Genomic DNA, 21,486 nt, shown 5'->3' with positions numbered 1-21,486 from the left:
GTAAGGCGGCGTCCTGCCCGATGGGCATGGCGCCCTGCCTTTAAACTAACCCGCTGACCAGGCAATCACGCCCGAGTAAGCGGTTAACAGGATGATGATGCCGAAGCCGATGCGATACCAGGCGAACAGCGTGAAATCATGATGGCTGATATAGCGCAGCAATCCGCGGATCGCCAGCCATGCGCTCACAAAGGAGGCAAGAGAGCCCACGGCAAACATACTGAGATCTTCCATTTGCAGCAGGTCACGGCTTTTATAAACATCGTAAAAGGTGGCCGCAAACATGATCGGGATCGCCAGAAAAAAAGAAAACTCGGCGGCTGTCTTACGCGACAAACCAAACAGCAGGCCGCCAATGATGGTGGCTCCCGACCGGGAGGTGCCCGGAATCAAGGCAAGACACTGGGCACAGCCCACTTTCAGCGCATGTTTCCAGTCCATTGCCTCCACCCGCTCGACATCTACCACATGATCACGGCGCTCCGCCCATAAAATCAGCACCCCGCCTATGATCAACGCCAAGGCCACCGGCAGCGGATGAAAGAGATAATACTTGATCGTCTTGATGAACAAGAATCCCAGGATGGCCGCGGGTAAAAAAGCGATCAGCAGGTTTAACAGGAAGCGATTCGATTCCTTCGACCCAATCCCGGTGGCAACCGCCATCAGGCGGGCGCGATATTCGCAGCACACCGCCAGAATCGCGCCCAGCTGAATAGCCACGGTAAACACCTTGGCTTTGCCATCATTGAAATCGAGCAGATCCCCCATCAGAATCAAATGTCCCGTGGAAGAAATCGGCAGAAACTCCGTTAATCCCTCAACAATCCCGAGGGTCAATGCTTTGATCAGTATCAGCCAATCCATTTGCGTTCAAAGAACCATAAAAATAGCAAGATTTGAGAAAACGATCATAATTTACTGTAAATCTCCGCGCCTTTTTCCACGAACTCCGTGGATTTCTGCGCCATGCCTGCTTTCAGTGCCTCGTCCTCGGTGATGCCTTGATGCGCCGCATAATCACGCACGTCCTGAGTGATCTTCATTGAGCAGAAATTAGGGCCACACATCGAACAAAAATGAGCCAGCTTGGCGCCTTCCTGCGGTAGCGTTTCATCATGAAACTGCTTGGCTTTATCCGGATCCAGGCTGAGATTGAACTGATCATTCCAGCGAAACTCGAAGCGCGCCTTGGAAAGCGCATTGTCGCGAATTTGCGCGCCGGGATGCCCCTTGGCCAAATCAGCCGCATGCGCTGCAATCTTGTAGGTAATGATCCCATCCTTGACATCATCCTTATCAGGCAGTCCCAAGTGTTCCTTGGGGGTGACATAACATAGCATGGCTGTTCCATACCAGCCGATCATGGCGGCGCCAATCGCGGAGGTAATGTGATCGTAGCCAGGCGCAATGTCGGTGGTAAGCGGCCCCAGGGTGTAAAACGGTGCTTCCTGACAATACTTGAGCTGCAAATCCATGTTCTCCTTGATCAAGTGCATGGGCACATGACCCGGCCCTTCAATCATGACCTGCACATCGTGTTTCCAGGCAATCTGCGTCAACTCGCCCAGTGTTTTCAATTCGGCAAACTGCGCTTCATCGTTGGCATCATAAATCGAACCGGGGCGAAGCCCATCCCCAAGCGAGAAGCTGACGTCATACGCTTTCATGATGTCGCAGATTTCTTCGAAATGCGTGTAGAGGAAACTCTCCCGATGATGCGCCAGGCACCATTTGGCCATGATCGAGCCGCCACGTGAAACAATCCCGGTCATGCGCTTGGCCGTCATGGGAATGAACGGTAAACGGACCCCGGCGTGAATGGTGAAGTAATCCACGCCCTGCTCTGCTTGTTCAAGCAAGGTATCGCGGAATATTTCCCAGGTCAGTTCCTCTGCTTTCCCATCGACTTTCTCCAGGGCCTGGTAAATGGGTACCGTACCGATCGGCACCGGACTGTTACGAATGATCCACTCGCGCGTTTCGTGGATATTCTTGCCAGTGGAAAGATCCATCACCGTGTCGCCTCCCCAGCGGATCGCCCAGGTCATTTTCTCGACCTCTTCCTGGATGCTGGAGCCCAATGCGGAATTACCAATATTGGCGTTGATTTTGACCAGAAAATTACGCCCGATGATCATCGGCTCGGATTCCGGATGGTTGATATTGGCGGGAATTATCGCGCGCCCGCGCGCGACCTCATCGCGCACAAACTCCGGGGTAATCAGGCGTGGAATCGCGGCGCCAAAATCCTGGCCGGGATGCTGGCGCGCGAGCCATTCATTGCTTTGCACATCGATGCTTTCGCGGCACTGGTTTTCCCGTATGGCAATATATTCCATCTCCGGGGTAATCATGCCCCTACGCGCATAGTGCATCTGCGTCACATTGGCGCCTGTCCTGGCACGCCGGGACGGGCGTTTGAGATTGAAGCGCATCTCCGCAAGCTTCGGATTATTCAGCCGCTCCCGGCTATAAGCTGAAGTCAGCCCTGAAAGCAAGTCGGTATCGCCACGCGCCTCGATCCATTGTTCGCGCAAGGGTGCTAACCCGGCACGAATATCGATCCTGACAGCCGGATCAGTATAGGGGCCGGAGGTATCGTAAACATAGATGGGAGGATTCTTTTCGGTGCCATCGCGCGTCGCCGTATCCGATTGGCTGATCTCCCGCATGGGGACCTGAATATCAGGACGAGCGCCCTGCACATAGATCTTGCGCGAATTGGGCAGCGGCTTGATCGCAGCTTCATCCACCTGCGCAGTATCGCTCGTAAACTTTTCCAGCTTTGAAATAATTGTATTCATGTTATGCTCCTCAAATTACCGTAAGGAGCAGGGCTATTCCCAGCTTCCCTACGGCGGCGTTATCCGCATCAGGTATTAAGGGACTATCTCACCAGCACCCTGCCCCTGTGAAAACGTAGTTTCGTTAAAACGAAGTTTCGATAAAACGTAGTTTTGCTAACCAATCTACCGCGCACCACGATTTCTTCACAGGCTCTCTGGATAACTTCCAAGTGCGGACCCCTAGCTTAAGCTGTGAAACTAATAGAAATATGAAATAATTGCAAGCCTGTTTATTTCATCCATAAAAATAACGATTATGAAACTCGATACCAATCTCGAACAAAACCGCTTCAATATGGTTGAACAGCAAATTCGGACGTGGAGTGTTCTGGATACGACAGTTCTTAATTTACTTTACAAAGTACGACGCGAAGAATTCGTGCCAGCGGCTTATCGTTCGCTCGCCTTCACGGATATGGAAATCCCTTTGGAGCATGGCGCAGTCATGCTGACACCCAAGATGGAAGCGCGCATCCTGCAGGAATTACACCTCAAAAAGACCGATAAAATCCTTGAAGTGGGCAGCGGCAGCGGCTACATGACCGCCTTGCTCGCAGAACTGGGCGCGCATGTTTACAGCGTTGAGATCGTGCCCACGCTCTGCACCATGGCCAAGATCAATCTCCAGGTACATGGCATTACCAACGTCACCCTGGAACAAGGCGACGCCGCGCAAAGCTGGCCTCAGCATGGCCCCTATGATGTCATCGTGCTGACAGCTTCCATACCGGTGTTACCGGAGTCTTTCCAAAAAAGCCTTAATCCGGGGGGACGTTTATTTGCGATTGTCGGGGAAGAGCCTTTGATGGAGGCAATGCTCGTTACGTGCGTCACGCCGGGTGTCTACCATACCAAAATACTGTTCGAAACCTGCACAGCGCCCCTCAGGAATGCCCTGCAACCACAGCGGTTCACTTTTTAATGTTTCTAATTGAGTACGATAGCTCACCATTTCAACAGGATAGGCGCGTTGGCATCACGCCTTATCCGGAAAAATCGTGCTCCAAGCGTTCATGAAAAATCTGCGATATTGGAGGATGGCGCTTGCGATCGGCGTCATGCTGCAAACGCCTCTGCAAGCAGCCAGCCTCATGGATATTTATCGTGAAGCGCTGGAGCAGGATGCGAAATATGGCTCCGAACGGGCGGCCTACATCGCAGCCCAGGAAAAACTGCCTCAAGGAAGAGCGGGATTACTGCCTAATATCAATTTCACAGGAACAGGTCAGAATCAGTATATCGATACCAATCTGGGTCCTGAGAGAGTGATCAAAAATCGTGGAATAGTCATCGCAGCCACCCAGCCGCTAATTCGCTTTGAAAATTTCATCATCTATGAACAATCAAAAAATCAGGTTATACAAGCTGATGCAAGGTTTGTTCTGGCTGCCCAGGATCTGATATTGCGCGTAGCGCAAGCGTATTTTGATGTCCTGATCGCCCAGAACAATCTTGAGGTGATGGGCGCCCAGAAAAAAGCTATCAGCGAGCAACTGGAACAAGCCAAGCGCAACTTCGAGGTGGGCGTTGCCACGATCGTAGACACGCATGAAGCTCAAGCTCGTTACGATCTGACGGTCTCGCAAGAGATTTTGGCTAAAAATACGCTGGAGGTTAATAAGCGGACCCTGCAAGGGATCATCAATCGATTTCCAGATTCCCTGGCCAGTACCAGCATAGATAAAATAGTGTCAGATTCGCTTACCCTGCCCTATGACAACATGGAAGAGTGGGTAGCATTGGCCGAGCAGAAAAATTTCTCTCTCAAGGTACAACAAATCGCCTATGATCTGGCCGAGCAGGAAATCAAAAAAGCCAAGGCAGGCCATTACCCCACGCTTGATCTGGTCGCGCAGTACAGCAATCAACAGGGCGTCGGGGGCGCGATTACCGGGCGTGGTATCGATTTAGAATCGAAATCGGTAGGACTTCAGCTTAATGTACCCATATTCCAGGGACTTTCAGTACAATCTCGTGTTCGCGAAGCGCTAGCCAATCGGGACAAGGCGCGTCAGGATCTGGAAAATGTCCGGAGAACCATCGGTCTGCAAGTACGCCAGCAATATCTGAATGTGACCAACGGCATTGCCCTGATCAAAGCTCAGAAACAGGCGCTCACAACCAGCAAGAGCCAGCTGGACTCTACGGTGCTAGGACAGGAAGTTGGCGTCAGAACAGAAGTGGATGTTTTAAATGCGCAACAGCAGTTCTTTTCTGCACGCAGAGATTTGGCGCAAGCCTATTACACTTATCTGATGTCACGATTACGGCTGAAAGCCGAAGCGGGAGAATTGGATGAAGACGTGCTGAAAGAGATCAACGCGCTGCTATAGGATAAAAATCTATCCTTCCCGGTACAGGAAGTTGATAGAATGTATTCGAAGCTGACCAGACAGTCGCTGCCTGCGAAAGCAGGGAGAGGAAAGTCCGGACTCCATAGAGCGGGATGCCGGTTAATGGCCGGCCGTCGTGAGGCGAGGAATAGGGCCACAGAGACGAGCGTATTAAGTTACGGTGAAACGCGGTAACCTCCATCCGGAGCAAGACCAAATAGGCAGGCTACGATGCTGCTCGCTGAGCCTGCGGGTAGGTTGCTTGAGTACACGGGTAACTGTGTACCTAGAGGAATGACTGTCCAAGACAGAATCCGGCTTATCGGTCAGCTTCCCTTATTCCTGACCCTTTGATCCCAAGCCTGTTAGCGGCGTATTGATTGCATGACCAAGTGTATAATCCTAAAAACCGCAGTTGACCGCTTGACCGGCAAGCCAAGCCCATGACACATAAAGACATCTTCGAAAATTTTTCATTCAACCAAATGGTAATGTCGCTACGGCGTGCATCGTACGTCGCTCCAGGCGCGAAGGCGGTGTTGCTCCCTATTGCAGAGAGCAGCCCTGTGGCCTTGTCGCGCCTTGCCTCGCACCCGAATCGTCACACGCCCCCCTTCCGTTCAACCGCGGTTTTTAGGATAATCCGTGACTGATTCTTTCAGCGTTTTGCAATGATCCGTAAATTCTTTAAACGTATCTTCACGCGTAATCCACCTGCCGCCAACACCACTTCAGTGTTGCACACGGTATCGCGCAAGGAACATGGCATTACCCGCCAGCAAATTAGCCCGGCCGCATTAAAAGTGACGGTAGCCTTGCAGCAGGGCGGATTCTCCGCATTCGTAGTCGGTGGCGCTATTCGTGATTTATTGCTGGGATTGGAACCCAAGGATTTCGATGTGGCGACCAATGCTACACCGGAGCAGGTGCGTGGGCTATTTCGTCGTTCTCGCATCATTGGACGACGCTTTCGCCTGGTGCACGTCACCTATGGTACCGAGATTGTGGAAGTATCTACTTTTCGCGCCAATTGCGCTGCTGATGGTGACACGGACATGGCGGCCCAGAACCACGCCGATCAATACGGGCGCTTGCTGCAGGACAACATTTTTGGCAGTCAGGAAGAGGATGTGATGCGGCGTGATTTTACAATCAATGCGCTGTTTTATGATCCTGCCACTGAAGAAATTCTTGATTATCTGAATGGTTATGAGGATATCAAGGCCAAGCGCCTGCGCATCATTGGTGAACCGATCCAACGTTATCGGGAAGATCCCGTTCGCATGCTGCGGGCAGTTCGCCTAGCAGCCAAGCTGCATATCCAGCTTGATGATTCAACTGCAGCGCCCATAGGTGACTTAGCGCCGTTGTTGCAAAATGTGCCCGCGGCCCGATTATTCGATGAAATGCTGAAACTGTTGATGTCTGGCCACTCCCTTAGCTGTATCGTGGATTTGCGTATGCGCGGGCTTCATCACGGTTTGCTGCCCATGCTGGATGTGCTTCTTGAGCAGCCCCTCGGAGAACGCTTTATCACTTTAGCGCTTAAAAATACCGATGAGCGTGTCCAGCAGGATAAGCCCGTATCACCCGGCTTCCTGTTTGCGGCCCTGCTCTGGCATGAAGTGCTCGCCGCCTGGAACAAACGGCAAGCAGAAGGGGTAAAGCCTATTCCCGCCCTCCATATGGCGATGGTTGAAATCCTGGCATTACAACGCCAGCAGCTCGCCATCCCTCGACGGCTGGATTCAATCATTTATGATATCTGGACACTCCAGCCGCACTTTGTGGCGCGGGCAGGACGCAGACCATTTCACTTGCTTGAACACCCGCGTTTCCGCGCGGCGTATGATTTTTTATGGCTACGCTGTGAAAGCGGCGAAGTCGATATGGAAGTGGGGCAATGGTGGAAAGTTTTCCAGCATACTGATGCCTCCACCCGCGAAGCAATGCTGTTAAAGGAAACCACACCCAAACGGCGCAAGAGAAGCAAGCGGCGTCGCAAGCCAGCAGAATCGGCAGACCATAAAAAAAGCGATGTGACCAATTTAGCGCCCCCTACGGAAACATGATCTGATGCCCGCTACTGGAACCCAACCAGCCAGACAAGCCTTTATTGGTTTAGGCAGCAATCTGAAAAACCCCCTATACCAAATCAGACGAGCCATTTCACTGCTTGCAGCGCTTCCCGATTGCCGCCTGATAAAACAATCTTCCCTGTACCGCAGCGCGCCAATGGGATCAGTTGATCAACCTGATTTCATTAATGCAGTGGTCCACCTGCAAACAACGCTGATGCCTCATGATCTTCTCAGGGCGTTACTCGAAATCGAACGGCGTTGCGGACGCATTCGAACCTATCCCAACGCGCCGCGCACCCTCGACCTTGACTTATTGTTATATGATGATCTGCAATGCCATGAGGAAGGCTTAACATTGCCGCACCCCCGCATGCATGAGCGCGCGTTCGTATTGCAGCCACTCATGGAGATCAAACAGGATTGCATGATTCCTGGACAGGGATTAGTTACCGGCCTGCTGGCCGCCTGTACTGAACAACGACTGGAATGTATTTCAACATCATGATACTGGAAAAATACCACTATATTGTCATCGAAGGTCCTATTGGTGCGGGTAAAACCAGCCTGGCCCAGAATATGGCAGACTACCTGGAATGCGCCTTATTACTGGAGTGTCCGGAAGAAAACCCTTTCCTTGGAAAATTTTATGGCGATATCGCGCGTTACGCATTGCCAACCCAGCTCTCCTTTTTACTCCAGCGCATCAACCAATTCCGGGGCTGGACGCAAGCTGACCTGCTCTCAAGACCGATGATCAGCGATTTCTTATTGGAGAAAGACCAATTATTTGCCCGCATCACGCTGAGCCCATCCGAATTTGATCTCTATCAGAAAATTTATCATCAAATGCAGCCTCAGGCACCTTTCCCTGATCTGGTCATTTATCTTCAGGCTTCACCGGAGAAGCTGCTCGAGCGAATCAAACGTCGCGGCAACGCTTACGAGAAAAATATATCCGAAGAATATCTGCATAAATTGTCCAGTAGCTACACGCAGTTTTTTCATCAATACGATAAAGCGCCCGTGATCACTGTCAATAGCGACAATCTCAATTTTGCCAACAACACGGCTGATTTTAACCTGTTGCTCCAGCGCATCAGCCAGATGCGAGGCGCACGGGAATATTTCAACTGCGGTCTTAGGGAATATCTATAAGTCGTTAAGGACTAAATTGACATGAGAATAACTCGAGATACCTTACAGAGAATGCACGCAGCAGGTAGCAAAATCGCTGCGCTCACTTGCTATGATGCCGCCTTTGCCACCCTGCTGGAGAATGCAGGAGTCGATATGCTATTGGTGGGCGATTCGTTGGGGAATGTTCTGCAAGGCCATGCCAGCACCTTGCCCGTGACGCTGGATGACATGATTTATCATACCCAGTGCGTCGTGCGTGGATCAAGCAAAGCGTTCATCATGGTCGACATGCCTTTTGGCACGTTTCAGATATCCCCTGAAGAAACCTTCATGCATGCCGCCAGGCTCATGGCCGCAGGCGCGCAAATGGTCAAGATTGAAGGCGGTCAGGTGATGACTGACACCATTGATTTTCTTACCCAGCGGGGTATCCCGGTATGCGCGCATATCGGCCTACTGCCGCAATCCGTTCATCAGCTTGGGGGCTATAAAGTCCAGGGAAGAACGGCTAACGAAGCGGAACAGCTCCTGAACGATGCTATTCTTTTACAGGAAGCGGGAGCCGGCATGTTGTTAATGGAAACGATTCCGGCTTCCTTGGCCGGCAAGATTAGCCGGGAACTTTCCATTCCCACCATCGGCATCGGCGCGGGAGCAGATTGCTCTGCTCAGGTACTGGTTCTGCACGACATGCTGGGAATCTATCCGGGAAACAAACCGCGTTTCATCAAAAATTTCATGATAGGTGCAGAGAGCGTTCAGGCAGCGATCGCGCATTATGTCGCAGAAGTGAAGGCCGGGAAATTCCCGGCAGCAGAGCATACCTTCTAACCACAAGCCTCAATTCTCTCAAAGCGCTACCCATGGAAATCATTACTGATATTGCAGCGTTGCGAACTCGCCTGCAACGCGAGCCATCGATTGCACTGGTGCCCACCATGGGCAATTTGCACGAGGGTCATTTATCTCTGGTGCGAATTGCACAGCAGAACGCAGGCTGTACCGTGGTGAGTATTTTCGTCAATCGCCTGCAATTTGCGCCCCATGAAGATTTTGACCGTTATCCGCGCACTCAGGCAAACGATTGCCAGCTTCTCCAAAAGCTCGGTGTTGACATCGTATTTTTACCTGATGAAAAAACGCTTTATCCCGTCTCCCAGGAATTCCAACTGCTGCTCCCGCCGCTAGCCGATACGCTGGAAGGCGCATTCCGCCCCGGATTTTTTCGAGGCGTGGCGATCGTCGTACTGAAATTGTTCAATATCGTCCAGCCGCAGTTAGCCCTATTTGGTAAGAAAGATTACCAACAATTGCACATCGTGCGAAACATGGTGCAGCAATTGAATCTACCCATCGATATCATGACGGGTGAAACGGTGCGTTCTGAAGACGGACTCGCGCTGAGCTCCCGTAACAGCTATCTGAGTGGAGTGGAACGACAGCAGGCGAGTCATCTATTTCGTACTTTGCTCCAAATAAAGCAAGCCATAGAACGAGGCCATCGTGACTTCCGGTCACTGGAAGAATCCGCAGAATCGGACCTTACCAGCCACGGATGGCAAGTCGACTACATCGCCTTGCAGCAGCGTGAAACGCTCCTGCCTGCCCATGCCAGCGACACTGATCTGGTCATCCTCGGCGCAGCAAGGCTGGGCCAGATCCGGCTGATTGATAATCTGGAAATTTCGGGCTAGCCCAATACGAGCAAGCAAAAAAAACAAAGCATCATCCAGTCAAATAGCGCTCCGGGAAAAGCGCTACAACCACACCATCCTACCCATCTCCAGCGGGTGGGTCAGCAGCGGATGACAAGGATACATGCGCAAATAGTATTCCTGCTTACCACATAACTCAGGCATGTGATGCAGCTCGAATAAATGCTCGCCAGTCGCGTCCACTTCGGCAAACTCAAAACGGAAACGCTGGAAACTGTTCAGTCTCATTTTCTTGTACTGTCGGCAAAGTAACAGTTCCACCGCGACATCGTCTGGCTGCAAGCCATTTAATTTGGCTGCCACCTTGAAATTCAGGGTAGTGCCAAAATCAATCTGCTTGCATGGCGTATCCAGCCGTCGCAGCGAGACATCTCCCCATGCCGCCCTTACTTTCGCCTTCCAGGCAGCGATGCTTTTGGCATTGGCAAAATCATCCCGAGCATATTGCGCGCCTTGCTCATTAGCGGCCACGTAAAATTTGTTGACATATTCGTTCACCATGCGCGTCGCATTGTAGCGCGGTAATAGAGAAGTCATTGAGTATTTGGCCATCTTAACCCATTCTGAAGAATAGCCGAATTTGCCGCGGCGATAATACATAGGAATGACCTGGTCCTGCAGAATCTCGTAAAACGACTGACTCTCATCCTTATCCCGCAAGACAGCTTCCGTATCATCCGACGCCGGTTTGACTGCCCAGCCATTTTTGCCATCGTAGCCCTCTTCCCACCAGCCATCGAGCACACTCACATTAAGCGTGCCATTGATCCCTGCCTTCATGCCGGAAGTGCCACTCGCTTCAAGGGGATAAATGGGGCTATTGAGCCAGACGTCCACCCCCGCCACCAACCTGCGAGCAAGGCGCATATCATAGTTCTCCACCAGAAGAATCCGCCCTTCAAATTCCGGCATGCGTGATACCTGGCTAATCCGTCGAATCAAATCCTGACCTGGAATATCCGCTGGATGGGCTTTGCCCGAAAAAATAAACAGTACCGGGTGTTCCGGGTCAAGCAGAATTCTTCTTAACCAGTCGAGGTTCTCGAATAACAAGGTCGCGCGTTTATAAGTCGCAAAGCGGCGTGCGAAGCCTAATACCAACACATTGGGGTTAATCGGATCGACCAGCTTCAAGAGCCGATCGAGATGGGCTTCTGAACCGCTATTACGTCTATTTTGTTCGGTCAGGCGCGCACGGATGCCATAAAACATTTGTGATTTCAGCGTCTGCCGCACACTCCAGAACAGATGATCAGGAATGGCGTCTACCAATGACCAGAATTCCGTGTCGCACATCTTGCTGCGCCATTCGTAGCCAAGGTAGCGATCAAACAGATCGGACCACTCCTGCGCCAGAAAAGTCGGCACATGCACCCCATTGGTGATATAGGCAATCGGATTTTCCTCGGGCTCGATCTGCGGCCAGAGATCATGGCAAATACGGGCAGACACATCACCATGTATCTTGCTGACACCGTTATGCGTGCGTGACATATGGATAGCCAGCGCCGTCATATTGAAATCATCACAACCTGGCATATGCCCCAGTGCCATAAATTCTTCCCAGGAAATCTTCAGATCATGGCAAAACCCACTAAAATAGTCATGCATCATGGCTTTGGAGAAATGGTCATGCCCAGCGGGTACGGCAGTATGCGTGGTAAACACGGTATTGACCGCCACTGCTTCAACCGCACTGGCAAAATCCAGTCCCTGCCGCACCAGATTGCGCGCCCTCTCCAGCATCATAAATGCCGCGTGCCCTTCGTTACTGTGCCATACAGTGGGTTTGATCCCCATTTCCTGTAATGCGCTAACCCCCCCTATCCCCAGAATGATTTCCTGCTCAATGCGCAGCGTTTTATCTCCGCCATAAAGCTGATGGGTGATCAAGCGATCATTCTGGGGATTCTCCGGCAAATCGGTATCCAGCAAATACAAACTCACATGACCTATGATAACTTGCCATACTTTCGCCATCACCTTACGTCCCGGCAGGGCCACCTGCACGCGGACTTCTGAACCATCATCATGCAAAGCCGGCTTCACGGGCAGATCTTCAAAATCTGAATCGGTATAAACCGCCTGCTGATTACCCTGACTATCGATGGTCTGGAAGAAATAACCTTGCCGATAAAGCAGACCGACCGCAACAAAAGGTAGGCATAAATCACTGGCGGCCTTGCAGTGGTCTCCTGCCAGGATACCCAGCCCTCCTGAATAGACCGGAAGGCTTTCATGGAAGCCAAATTCAAAGCAAAAATAAGCAACCCGATCGCCTGGGTTGAAGCCTTCGATGTGATTGTACTGCAAAGACTCTGAATGATAGGAATCATAAGCTAATAACACGCTGTTATAACTGGAAAGAAACGTTTGATCCGCCGCAGCTTTGTATAGCAATGACTCATCGACTCGCTTGAGGAAAGCTTTGGGATTATGCCCGGTAGCTTCCCACAAACGTGGATCGATACGGGAAAACAAAGCACGTGTTTCGCGATCCCAGCTATACCAAAGATTATTGGCTAACTCCTCCATGCGGGACAGGCGGGAGGGTATTTTGGGATTGACTGTGACGGTGAATGCAGTTCGGGTACTCATTAATTGCTCTCCTTGACGAGATAAATACCGTGATGGTCATGGGACGATAAAATGCTCGCGATAATATTTTAATTCGTTGATCGAATCATAAATATCTGCCAACGCTTCATGTTTACTTTCCTTGCTTAGCCCCGCCATGATGCCGGGTTTCCAACGTTTAGCCAGTTCCTTGAGGGTGCTGACATCCAGGTTACGGTAATGAAAGTAAGCTTCCAGCTGTGGCATGGCGCGAGCAAGAAAGCGCCGATCCTGGCAAATCGAATTACCACACATCGGTGAGGTAGCGGAGGGTACATGGGCTTGTAAAAAAACCAGCATACTCGCCTCTGCCTGCGCTTCCGTAATTCTGGAAGCTTTGACCTTATCAATCAACCCAGATTTAGCATGCGTCGATTGATTCCATTTATCCATGCCATCCAGTATGGCGGTTGGCTGCGACACCACCAATACCGGCGCTTCCGCCACCACATTGAGTTGTGAATCGGTCACGACCAGGGCGATTTCAATGATACGGTCGGTATCAGGATTCAGACCGGTCATTTCCATGTCTATCCAGATGAGGTTATTACTATCTTGTGCCATAATGAACTTTCTTGAATTTTAATAGATTGATTGTGTCATATTGCAAGTTGCCCGTCACTTTATGATAGGCGAACGCAAATTTTGTTATATTTCCACTCCGACTATATTGCTATGCAAACTTTCACTGCTATATTTATCATTGCACTATTATTGACTACCTTTACCCAATTGTGGCTAGCTACGCGGCACATCCGTCATATTCGCGCCTATCGCGGCAATGTTCCACCAGATTTCGCATCACAAATTGATCTTGCGGCCCATCAAAAAGCTGCCGATTATACCTGCGCTAAAACCCGCCTGGATTATCCCAGTACCTTAATGCATGTCCTCCTGCTACTGATACTCACGCTGGGAGGCGGATTGAATGTTCTCGCAAACTTCTGGGCGAACTGGTTTACCGATCCGATACAACATGGCATGGCGCTCATTATCAGCACGGCTTTGCTGTTGAGCGCGACCGAAATCCCTTTTAGTTATTACCGGACTTTTGTCATTGAGCAGCAGTTTGGCTTCAACAAGATGACACCAGCCATGTTTTTTTCTGATCTCATCAAGCAATATGCATTAGGCCTGCTGCTGGGTGCGCCATTGTTGTTCGGCATTTTATGGCTGATGGAGAAAATGGGCGATAACTGGTGGCTTTATGCCTGGCTCGCATGGGTCGCTTTCAACCTCTTCCTGCTGGCCGTTTATCCGACATGGATCGCGCCCCTGTTCAACAAATTTTCACCCCTGGAAGACGCTTCTCTCAGAACGCGTATTGAGCAGCTTTTGCATAAGTGCGGTTTTAAATCCAGCGGTTTGTTCGTGATGGATGGATCACGCCGCAGCAACCATGGTAACGCGTATTTCACCGGCTTTGGCAAAACCAAACGCATCGTCTTTTTCGATACCTTGCTATCGCGTCTCGAAGCAACGGAAGTAGAGGCCGTACTCGCCCACGAGCTCGGTCATTTCAAACGCTATCACGTCATCAAACGGATCGTCTGGTCATTCCTCGTCAGCCTGGCATTTTTGTGGTTATTAGGTTATCTGATGCAGCAGGATTGGTTCTATCAAGGATTAGGCGCTTCTACCGCATCCCTTTCCTCCACGGCCATGGCGCTGCTGCTGTTTTTTCTGGTGATGCCGGTATTTACTTTTTTACTGCACCCCCTCTCTAGCCTATACTCCCGTAAACATGAATTCGAGGCAGATGAATATGCGGCACAGAATGCTTCTGCAGCTGATTTGATTCGTGCGTTAGTAAAACTTTATCAGGATAATGCGGCAACGCTCACGCCTGATCCCTTGCATTCCGCTTTTTACGATTCGCATCCTCCGGCTGCGATTCGTATTGCCCAACTCAAAAAACTCATTTCCGTATAGGTGTGCTTATGACCGATATCTGTGATTTAACGAACAAGCAATGCAAACCCTGCGAAGGCGGTGTGCCTCCCCTCACTGCCGAGGAAGCAAGCAAATTGCTGCAACAGCTCGAAGGCTGGTCGCTTGCAAACAATAAAATCAGCAAGACATTTGAATTCAAAAATTACTATCAAACGATGGCCTTTGTCAACGCAGCCGCATGGATCTCTCATCGCGAAGATCATCACCCTGACATGGCAGTAGGTTATAACAAGTGTCATGTCGAGTATATGACGCATGCCATCAATGGGCTGTCTGAAAATGATTTTATTTGCGCAGCTAAAATTGACTGGCTGTTCAGAATTTGAGCTCAAAGCATCCCTCTTCCAGAAAACTTACTCAGCCAACCGTAGGCCAAGGCCAGGTAATCGCCACCTACGGCAGGCAATACGAAATCAAAACACAGAATGGCACTCTGCTAACGTGTGTCATGCGCGGGAAGAAAGGAGGCGTAACTTGCGGGGATCAGGTTGAAATCCTGCCTACGACACCAGGACAAGGTGTCATCGAAACGGTTTTACCACGCTCAAGCTTATTGTATCGCAGTGATGCCTTTCGCCAAAAACTGATTGCGGCTAACGTGACTCAACTCATCATTGTGGTTGCGGCGGTACCGAGCTTCAGTGAGGAATTAATCGACCGTTGCCTGATTGCGGCGGAAAACCAGCATATTAAGATATTCATTCTGCTCAACAAAGCAGATTTGCTGGAACAGACACGTGCGCCTATTGCCACGCTAGCATTTTATCAATCGCTTGGCTATCCCCTGCTGACTATCAGCGCCTGTCAGGATATCGAACCGCTCAGGCCTTATCTGCAGGGTCATACCAGTGTATTGGCCGGCCAATCCGGGATGGGTAAATCGACTATCATCAATGCGCTGATTCCGGATGCACAGCGCACCACCATGGAAATTTCCACCGCACTCGATAGTGGACGACATACCACCACGCATACGCGGCTCTATCATCTTGATTCGGAAAGTAGCATCATCGATTCACCTGGCTTGCAGGAATTTGGGCTGCATCATATTGACAGCAGGGAGCTGGCATGGGGATTCACCGAATTCCGTCCCTATCTCGGACAATGCCGCTTCAGCAACTGCCGGCACATGACAGAACCGGATTGCGCATTGTTGCGAGCCGCTCAGGATGGCAAAATCAATGCGCGGCGTCTGGCTGTCTACCACAAACTGATGGTATCGGCAGAAAATCAGAAGGCGTGGTAGATCGCCTTCAGTTGTGATCAATCTGAACCAGTCGCCAATAACTGATAAATGTCACGATATGCCATGGCACTGGCTTGCCAGCTAAAATCCTTGAGCATGCCGTTTTTCTGCAGCTGCTGCCAAAGTGGCTTATTGCGGTAGGCTGTCACGACACGCTGAATGCCCGCCAGAAAATCCTCAGGGGTCATGCGAGGGAATTGAAAGCCGCTGGCGCTTCCATCTGCAAGCGTAGCTGGCGTACAATCCACCACCGTATCGATCAGCCCCCCAGTGGCATGGACCAGCGGAGGCGTACCATAACGCTGGCTATACATCTGGTTTAAGCCACATGGCTCAAAACGTGACGGCATCAGAAAACTGTCAGCACCCGCTTCAATCTGGTGCGATAAAGCCTCATCAAAACCGATTTGCGCCACAATCTTGCCAGAATAAGTTTCTCCCAGCTTGGCCAGATCTTCCTCCAGTTTAGCATTACCACTTCCCAGCAAGACCAGTTGCGCCGGTATTTGCACGAGCTGCGAGGCTACCTGCAGTATGAGGTCATAGCCTTTTTGTTCACTGAAGCGGCTGATTGCGGCAAACAGCAAAATATCACGATCGACTTCCAGCCCCATTTCCCGCTGGATCGCAAGCTTGTTGTCCTGCTTTGCAGCAAGTTGTTTGCTGGAATAGTTCTTGCTGAGATGAGGATCGGTGACAGGGTTCCATTCTCTGGTATCAATACCGTTGACGATGCCATGAATATGCCGGCTACGTGCAGCCAGCAATCCTTGCAAGCCAAAGCCAAGCGGTGCCTGCTGGATTTCCAGGGCATAACTGGGACTGACTGTCGAAATACGATCGGCATAATAAAGGCCAGCCTTGATAAACGACAGATTACCGTAGTATTCCACACCGTTAATATCAAAGCTGCTCGTGGGCAATCCCAGCTGGGTAACGGTTTCAGAGGGGAAACAGCCTTGGAAGGCAAGATTATGAATCGTCATCAGGGAAGCAGCTTTTTTTCCTGGATGAAAATGAAGGTAAGCAGGTGCGAGCCCACTTTGCCAATCATTGCAATGCACAATATCCGGCCGCCATGTCAGCGGGTTGGCGTCACTCGCCAAGATCGCACCTATTTTTGAAAGTAAGCCGAAGCGCAAGGCATTGTCCGGCCAGTCCTTCCCCACAGCATTCAGATAAGGTCCGCCTTCACGCTGGTACAACGCCGGGCAATCAATGACGTAGACCGGTACACTCGTCAATGGGCTGATCTGCAACTTGGCTGACCATAACGTAGCGGGCGGAAAATGAGGAAGATCACCGAATACGGCTACCTTACGCTTATATTTGAGTCCTGACAGAACGGATGGGTAGCCGGGTAATAACAAGCGAATATCCACTTCCAGTTCACGCAAAGCAGCAGGCAATGCTGCACTGACATCGCCCAATCCGCCGGTCTTACACAATGGATAGACTTCCGGCGTAATGAAGAGGACTTGGAGCGCGTGACGGGAAGAAATGGATGGCATGGTTTGTTAAATAAACGGCCGCGCGTAATGCGATCAAAGTCGTTCAAAGATGGCGGCAATTCCTTGTCCGCCGCCTATGCACATTGTCACCAAAGCATAACGCCCGCCTCCCCGATGCAGTTCATAGATCGCTTTGACTGACAGAATACAGCCGGTCGCCCCAATCGGATGCCCGAATGCCACTGCGCCGCCATTAGGATTCGCTTTGACTGGATCAAAGCCGAGCTCGCGCGCCACTGCACAGGCTTGAACCGCGAAGGCTTCATTCGACTCAATTACATCTATATCGGCGAGTTTAAGTCCGGCCCGATCGAGCGCCTGCTGCACGGCTGGAACCGGACCGATCCCCATATAGCTGGGATCGACGCCAGCATGACCATAAGCGACCAGACGCGCCAGCGGGCTCAGATTCTTTTGCTCAGCAGTTTGCGCTGCCATAAGTACCATGGCAGCCGCACCATCATTGATGCTGGATGCATTGCCCGCAGTGACTGTGCCATTCTCCTGAAAAACGCTGGGAAGCCTGGCCAGTTTCCCTAGGCTAACCTGCTCGCGGGGATGCTCATCGGTATCGAAAAGCCTGATTCCTTCGCCCGTAGAGATCTCGATGGGCAAAATCTGCGTTTTAAAATAGCCCTGCTGGATTGCAACCATCGCCCGCCGATGGCTTTCCATGGCAAATTGATCTTGTTCCTCGCGGGTAATGCCCCATTTCCTGGCGATGTTTTCCGCCGTTATACCCATATGAACTTGATCAAACGGATCGGTCAGCGCGCCAACCATCATATCTACCGCCTGGCTATCTTTCATGCGCTGCCCCCAGCGCAGCGCAGGTAACAGATAACCTGCCCGACTCATCGATTCCACGCCACCTGCGACAGCAACATCCGTATCACCTAGCATAATGGTTTGCGCAGCAGATAGAATCGCTTGCAAACCGCTGCCGCATACCCGGTTCAGCGTCAAGGCTGCGGTTGATTGCGGCAACCCTCCTTCCAGGCCAGCCACTCGAGCCAGGTACATATCGCGTGCTTCACTGTGAATCACATGGCCAAAAACCAGATGCCCCACTTCAGCGGATTCGACACCTGCACGCATAACAGCCTCACGCACCACCTTTGCCGCCAGGGCGGTAGGGGCGACATCCTTGAGCGCTCTGCCGTAATCTCCGATTGCAGTGCGCACGCCACTGAGTATGACGACCTCACGTGCTGGCACGAAAGATGCTCCTTGATTGAATGAATATTTCGGAAAAGCCTGAATAAGTGAGCGAAGTCGGCACCGTGAAAAGCGTACGATACCCAGAACCCGGGAAAAAAAGCTTAGTGAGTCTCGGCGAAATCACATACCTCGTAGATAGGCAAGGGAGCCAGCACCGCGCAACACAGTAATGTGTCACTGCGATCACTTAGCAGGCTTTCCTCTACTACAGCACATATCGCGCCAGATCCTCACTCTGAGAAAGCTCCTTGAGACGCGTATCGACATACACCGCATCGATGACGATCGATTCACCGCTGCGCTTGGTCGCGTTGAAAGAAACTTCTTCCAGCAGTTTTTCCATGACAGTATGCAGTCTTCTTGCGCCAATGTTTTCAGTTCTTTCATTGACCGAATAGGCAATCTCCGCCAATCGCTTGATGGCATCCTCCGAGAAGCTCAGCTCGATCCCCTCTGTTTTCAGGAGCGCCTGATATTGCCGTGTCAGACAAGCATCGGTATTGGTAAGAATCTGCTCGAAATCGTCTGCACTCAGGCTGCCCAACTCAACCCGGATCGGAAAACGCCCCTGCAGCTCGGGAATCAGATCAGAAGGCTTGGCCAGATGAAAGGCGCCACTGGCAATAAACAGGATATGATCGGTCTTGATCATGCCATACTTAGTGGAAATCGTGGTACCTTCGACCAGCGGCAATAGATCACGCTGCACGCCCTGCCGCGATACATCAGCGCCGGATGTTTCAGAGCGACTGGTAATTTTGTCGATTTCATCAAGAAACACGATACCGTTTTGCTCGACATTCTGCACCGCGCGCAGCTTGAGCTCCTCGTCATTGATCAATCGTCCTGCCTCCTCCTCGAGCAGAATTTTTTTGGCTTCACGGATCGCGAGTTTGCGTGTTTTCTTCTTACCTGCCCCCATCGTCTGGAACATGCCCTGAATCTGTGAAGTAAGCTCTTCCATTCCCGGAGGCGCGAAGATCTCCATGCCCGCTTGGGGTGTAGCGACCTCAATCTCTATTTCCTTGTCATCCAGCTCGCCTTCACGCAGTTTTTTGCGGAATTTTTGCCGGGTTGCATTGCTTTCTTCGCTCTCTGCCCGGAAATCCAGATCACGCGCGGGCGGCAACAATACATCGAGAATCCGCTCTTCGGTACGATCTTCCGCAAGTGGACGCATCTTTCTGATTTCCCGTTCGCGCCCCTGTTTGATGGCGGACTCCACCAGATCACGAATGATGGAATCGACATCGCGCCCAACATAACCCACCTCAGTAAACTTGGTTGCTTCTATCTTGATAAACGGCGCATCCGCGAGCTTCGCCAGCCGGCGCGCAATTTCTGTTTTACCTACGCCGGTAGGACCAATCATCAGGATATTCTTGGGCGTGATTTCCTGCCGAAGCGGTTCAGCCACTTGCTGTCTGCGCCAGCGGTTCCTGAGCGCAATCGCAACGGCGCGCTTCGCGCTAAGCTGGCCAATGATGTGTTTATCGAGTTCGTGAACGATTTCCTGGGGAGTCATTTGTGACATGGTAATAGCTTCTCGGAGGAATGAATCAAATTAATCGAGGGACTCGATGACGTGAGTCTGATTGGTATAGATACAGATATCGCCCGCAATGGCGAGTGCTTTGGCAACAATTTCCTTGGCAGACAGATCAGTATTCTCCAGCAACGCCCTCGCCGCAGCCTGCGCATAGGCGCCACCACTGCCAATCGCAGCCAAACTCAATTCTGGCTCAATCACATCACCTGCCCCAGTGATGATCAGCGTGGCTTCACCATCAGCCACCACCAGCATGGCTTCAAGGCGCCGTAAAATACGGTCGGTCCGCCAATCCTTGGCGAGTTCAACTGCTGATCGCATCAGATGGCCCTGATGTTTTTCCAGCTTGCCCTCAAAACGCTCAAACAAGGTAAAGGCATCAGCTGTTCCGCCCGCAAACCCCGCTAAAATCTTACCATGGTAAAGCCTGCGCACCTTGCGCGCGCTGGCTTTGGCAACGACAGCACCGAGCGTTACCTGCCCATCGCCCCCCAATGCTACTTGCTTGCCTCGTCGTACGGATACTATGGTGGTCATATCAACTACTCTGCATCTAGAAAAAAGAGTAATTATAACGCTGATTCAGGAGCGGCACGTAATCGAAATAGGGAAGCGCTGAATAAATCAACTGTGACTGATGCCGGCATTTAGCCAGGCATCAATGCGCTGACGTAACACTTCAAGCGTGCAATAACCCTTGCTAAGAAACTGCGGGACAGGCGCATCCTGGGCAAGGATAGCAGGAAAACCCCGCACCCCCCATCGGATGGCTTGATGAAAATGATCCTGGGTGTGGCGTTTTGCCGCATCCGAGGCAAATACTTGCGAAAATTGCGCGGCAGGCATGCCCAGCTCAGCGACAAGTTGAGTCAGCACATCCGGCTGCGTCACGTTGGCCTGCTCAACGTAAAAGGCATGCTGAATAGCGGCAAGCAACGAAAACGTGTGCGCTGAATCAATGAGCGAAGCGCTGACTATAGCCCTGCAGGCAGGCTCGGTATCGTAGATGAATCCTTGCGGCAAAGCGCCTGAAAACTTGAATGGCTGCCCGGTCATCCGCTGCACGTTATGCCAGTGATGCAATATCTCTGCGCGCTTTTCGAGCGCAATTGGCTCTGTTGTACCAGGGCGCAATCCCCCCACGATCAGTCCGATTTTCAGGCGATCGCCATATTCATGCCGGATTGCCTCAATGACAGGCGAGAACCCCCAGCACCAGGAACACATAGGATCGGCAATGTACCAACAGCGTGCGTTCATTCATGCGGCAAAGCA

At 51.4% G+C, this 21,486-nt stretch carries 19 protein-coding genes, 1 other RNA gene and 1 riboswitch; of the genes, 11 read left to right on the top strand and 9 right to left on the bottom strand.

Features of this window, described 5'->3' with window-relative positions; all coding sequences use genetic code 11:
• Nucleotides 1–45: 45 nt before the first annotated feature.
• Both BLW34_RS01080 and thiC read right to left on the bottom strand, forming a co-directional pair.
• Nucleotides 46–867 (bottom strand): undecaprenyl-diphosphate phosphatase, encoded by an 822-nt coding sequence (locus BLW34_RS01080; RefSeq protein ID WP_090574465.1) that lies wholly within the window; start codon nucleotides 865–867, stop codon nucleotides 46–48.
• Between the two features lie 44 nt (nucleotides 868–911).
• Complete coding sequence (gene thiC, locus BLW34_RS01075; RefSeq protein ID WP_090574463.1) at nucleotides 912–2,807, bottom strand: phosphomethylpyrimidine synthase ThiC; 1,896 nt, start codon at nucleotides 2,805–2,807, stop codon at nucleotides 912–914.
• Between the two features lie 26 nt (nucleotides 2,808–2,833).
• Nucleotides 2,834–2,924: riboswitch (TPP riboswitch) on the bottom strand.
• 181 nt (nucleotides 2,925–3,105) lie between these two features.
• On the opposite strand from thiC, the gene BLW34_RS01070 reads away from it, so the two are divergent.
• From BLW34_RS01070 to panC, 8 genes are all read left to right on the top strand, one after another.
• Nucleotides 3,106–3,771 (top strand): protein-L-isoaspartate O-methyltransferase family protein, encoded by a 666-nt coding sequence (locus tag BLW34_RS01070; RefSeq protein ID WP_090539446.1) that lies wholly within the window; start codon nucleotides 3,106–3,108, stop codon nucleotides 3,769–3,771.
• Between the two features lie 91 nt (nucleotides 3,772–3,862).
• Entirely contained in the window at nucleotides 3,863–5,182 is a 1,320-nt protein-coding gene (locus BLW34_RS01065) for a TolC family outer membrane protein (RefSeq protein ID WP_090574461.1), read from the top strand.
• A gap of 47 nt (nucleotides 5,183–5,229) precedes the next feature.
• Nucleotides 5,230–5,520, top strand: an RNA gene (gene rnpB, locus BLW34_RS01060) — RNase P RNA component class A.
• 333 nt (nucleotides 5,521–5,853) lie between these two features.
• On the top strand, nucleotides 5,854–7,254 hold the full coding sequence (gene pcnB, locus BLW34_RS01055; protein WP_090574460.1) for a polynucleotide adenylyltransferase PcnB: 1,401 nt from the start codon (nucleotides 5,854–5,856) through the stop codon (nucleotides 7,252–7,254).
• 4 nt (nucleotides 7,255–7,258) lie between these two features.
• On the top strand, nucleotides 7,259–7,768 hold the full coding sequence (gene folK, locus BLW34_RS01050) for a 2-amino-4-hydroxy-6-hydroxymethyldihydropteridine diphosphokinase (RefSeq protein ID WP_090574458.1): 510 nt from the start codon (nucleotides 7,259–7,261) through the stop codon (nucleotides 7,766–7,768).
• Nucleotides 7,765–8,418 (top strand): deoxynucleoside kinase, encoded by a 654-nt coding sequence (locus tag BLW34_RS01045; protein ID WP_090574456.1) that lies wholly within the window; start codon nucleotides 7,765–7,767, stop codon nucleotides 8,416–8,418. Before folK ends, BLW34_RS01045 begins: the two co-directional genes overlap by 4 nt.
• Before the next feature lie 21 nt (nucleotides 8,419–8,439).
• A complete protein-coding gene (gene panB / locus BLW34_RS01040) occupies nucleotides 8,440–9,231 on the top strand; it encodes a 3-methyl-2-oxobutanoate hydroxymethyltransferase (RefSeq protein ID WP_090574454.1) in 792 nt (263 codons plus the stop codon).
• 32 nt (nucleotides 9,232–9,263) lie between these two features.
• Entirely contained in the window at nucleotides 9,264–10,094 is an 831-nt protein-coding gene (gene panC / locus BLW34_RS01035; protein ID WP_090574452.1) for a pantoate--beta-alanine ligase, read from the top strand.
• A gap of 63 nt (nucleotides 10,095–10,157) precedes the next feature.
• Here panC and glgP read toward each other — a convergent pair whose 3' ends face one another.
• Together glgP and orn are read right to left on the bottom strand one after the other, a co-directional pair.
• Nucleotides 10,158–12,713 (bottom strand): alpha-glucan family phosphorylase, encoded by a 2,556-nt coding sequence (gene glgP / locus BLW34_RS01030; RefSeq protein WP_090574450.1) that lies wholly within the window; start codon nucleotides 12,711–12,713, stop codon nucleotides 10,158–10,160.
• Nucleotides 12,714–12,749: 36 nt separating this feature from the next.
• Nucleotides 12,750–13,295 carry an oligoribonuclease gene (gene orn, locus BLW34_RS01025; protein WP_090574448.1) on the bottom strand — a complete coding sequence of 182 codons (546 nt, stop codon included), beginning with the start codon at nucleotides 13,293–13,295 and terminating at the stop codon, nucleotides 12,750–12,752.
• Between the two features lie 111 nt (nucleotides 13,296–13,406).
• Here orn and BLW34_RS01020 point away from each other — a divergent pair, with 111 nt between their 5' ends.
• The 3 genes from BLW34_RS01020 to rsgA are packed head-to-tail and all read left to right on the top strand — an operon-like array spanning nucleotide 13,407 to nucleotide 15,930.
• Entirely contained in the window at nucleotides 13,407–14,663 is a 1,257-nt protein-coding gene (locus tag BLW34_RS01020) for a M48 family metallopeptidase (RefSeq protein WP_090574446.1), read from the top strand.
• 8 nt (nucleotides 14,664–14,671) lie between these two features.
• Nucleotides 14,672–15,010 (top strand): 4a-hydroxytetrahydrobiopterin dehydratase, encoded by a 339-nt coding sequence (locus BLW34_RS01015; protein ID WP_090574444.1) that lies wholly within the window; start codon nucleotides 14,672–14,674, stop codon nucleotides 15,008–15,010.
• On the top strand, nucleotides 15,007–15,930 hold the full coding sequence (gene rsgA, locus BLW34_RS01010; RefSeq protein WP_256203515.1) for a ribosome small subunit-dependent GTPase A: 924 nt from the start codon (nucleotides 15,007–15,009) through the stop codon (nucleotides 15,928–15,930). The genes BLW34_RS01015 and rsgA overlap by 4 nt, the downstream gene beginning before the upstream one ends.
• A gap of 17 nt (nucleotides 15,931–15,947) precedes the next feature.
• On the opposite strand, the gene glgA is transcribed toward rsgA, so the two are convergent.
• From glgA to BLW34_RS00985, 5 genes are all read right to left on the bottom strand, one after another.
• Nucleotides 15,948–17,441, bottom strand: coding sequence for a glycogen synthase GlgA (gene glgA, locus BLW34_RS01005; protein WP_090574438.1), 1,494 nt, complete (start codon nucleotides 17,439–17,441; stop codon nucleotides 15,948–15,950).
• A 33-nt stretch (nucleotides 17,442–17,474) separates the two neighbouring features.
• Nucleotides 17,475–18,659: an acetyl-CoA C-acyltransferase family protein gene (locus BLW34_RS01000; RefSeq protein WP_090574436.1), complete on the bottom strand. Its 1,185-nt coding sequence runs from the start codon at nucleotides 18,657–18,659 to the stop codon at nucleotides 17,475–17,477.
• Between the two features lie 208 nt (nucleotides 18,660–18,867).
• Nucleotides 18,868–20,196, bottom strand: a complete 1,329-nt coding sequence (gene hslU, locus BLW34_RS00995) for an ATP-dependent protease ATPase subunit HslU (RefSeq protein WP_090539474.1) — start codon at nucleotides 20,194–20,196, stop codon at nucleotides 18,868–18,870.
• Between the two features lie 30 nt (nucleotides 20,197–20,226).
• Nucleotides 20,227–20,748, bottom strand: a complete 522-nt coding sequence (gene hslV, locus BLW34_RS00990) for an ATP-dependent protease subunit HslV (protein WP_090574434.1) — start codon at nucleotides 20,746–20,748, stop codon at nucleotides 20,227–20,229.
• Between the two features lie 87 nt (nucleotides 20,749–20,835).
• On the bottom strand, nucleotides 20,836–21,471 hold the full coding sequence (locus BLW34_RS00985; protein WP_090574432.1) for a DsbA family protein: 636 nt from the start codon (nucleotides 21,469–21,471) through the stop codon (nucleotides 20,836–20,838).
• Nucleotides 21,472–21,486: the final 15 nt, after the last annotated feature.

The organism is Nitrosomonas sp. Nm58 (assembly GCF_900107335.1).
Taxonomy (GTDB): Bacteria; Pseudomonadota; Gammaproteobacteria; order Burkholderiales; family Nitrosomonadaceae; genus Nitrosomonas.
Note: the sequence above shows the minus strand (reverse complement) of the source record. Positions and strands in the feature narration are given on the sequence as shown.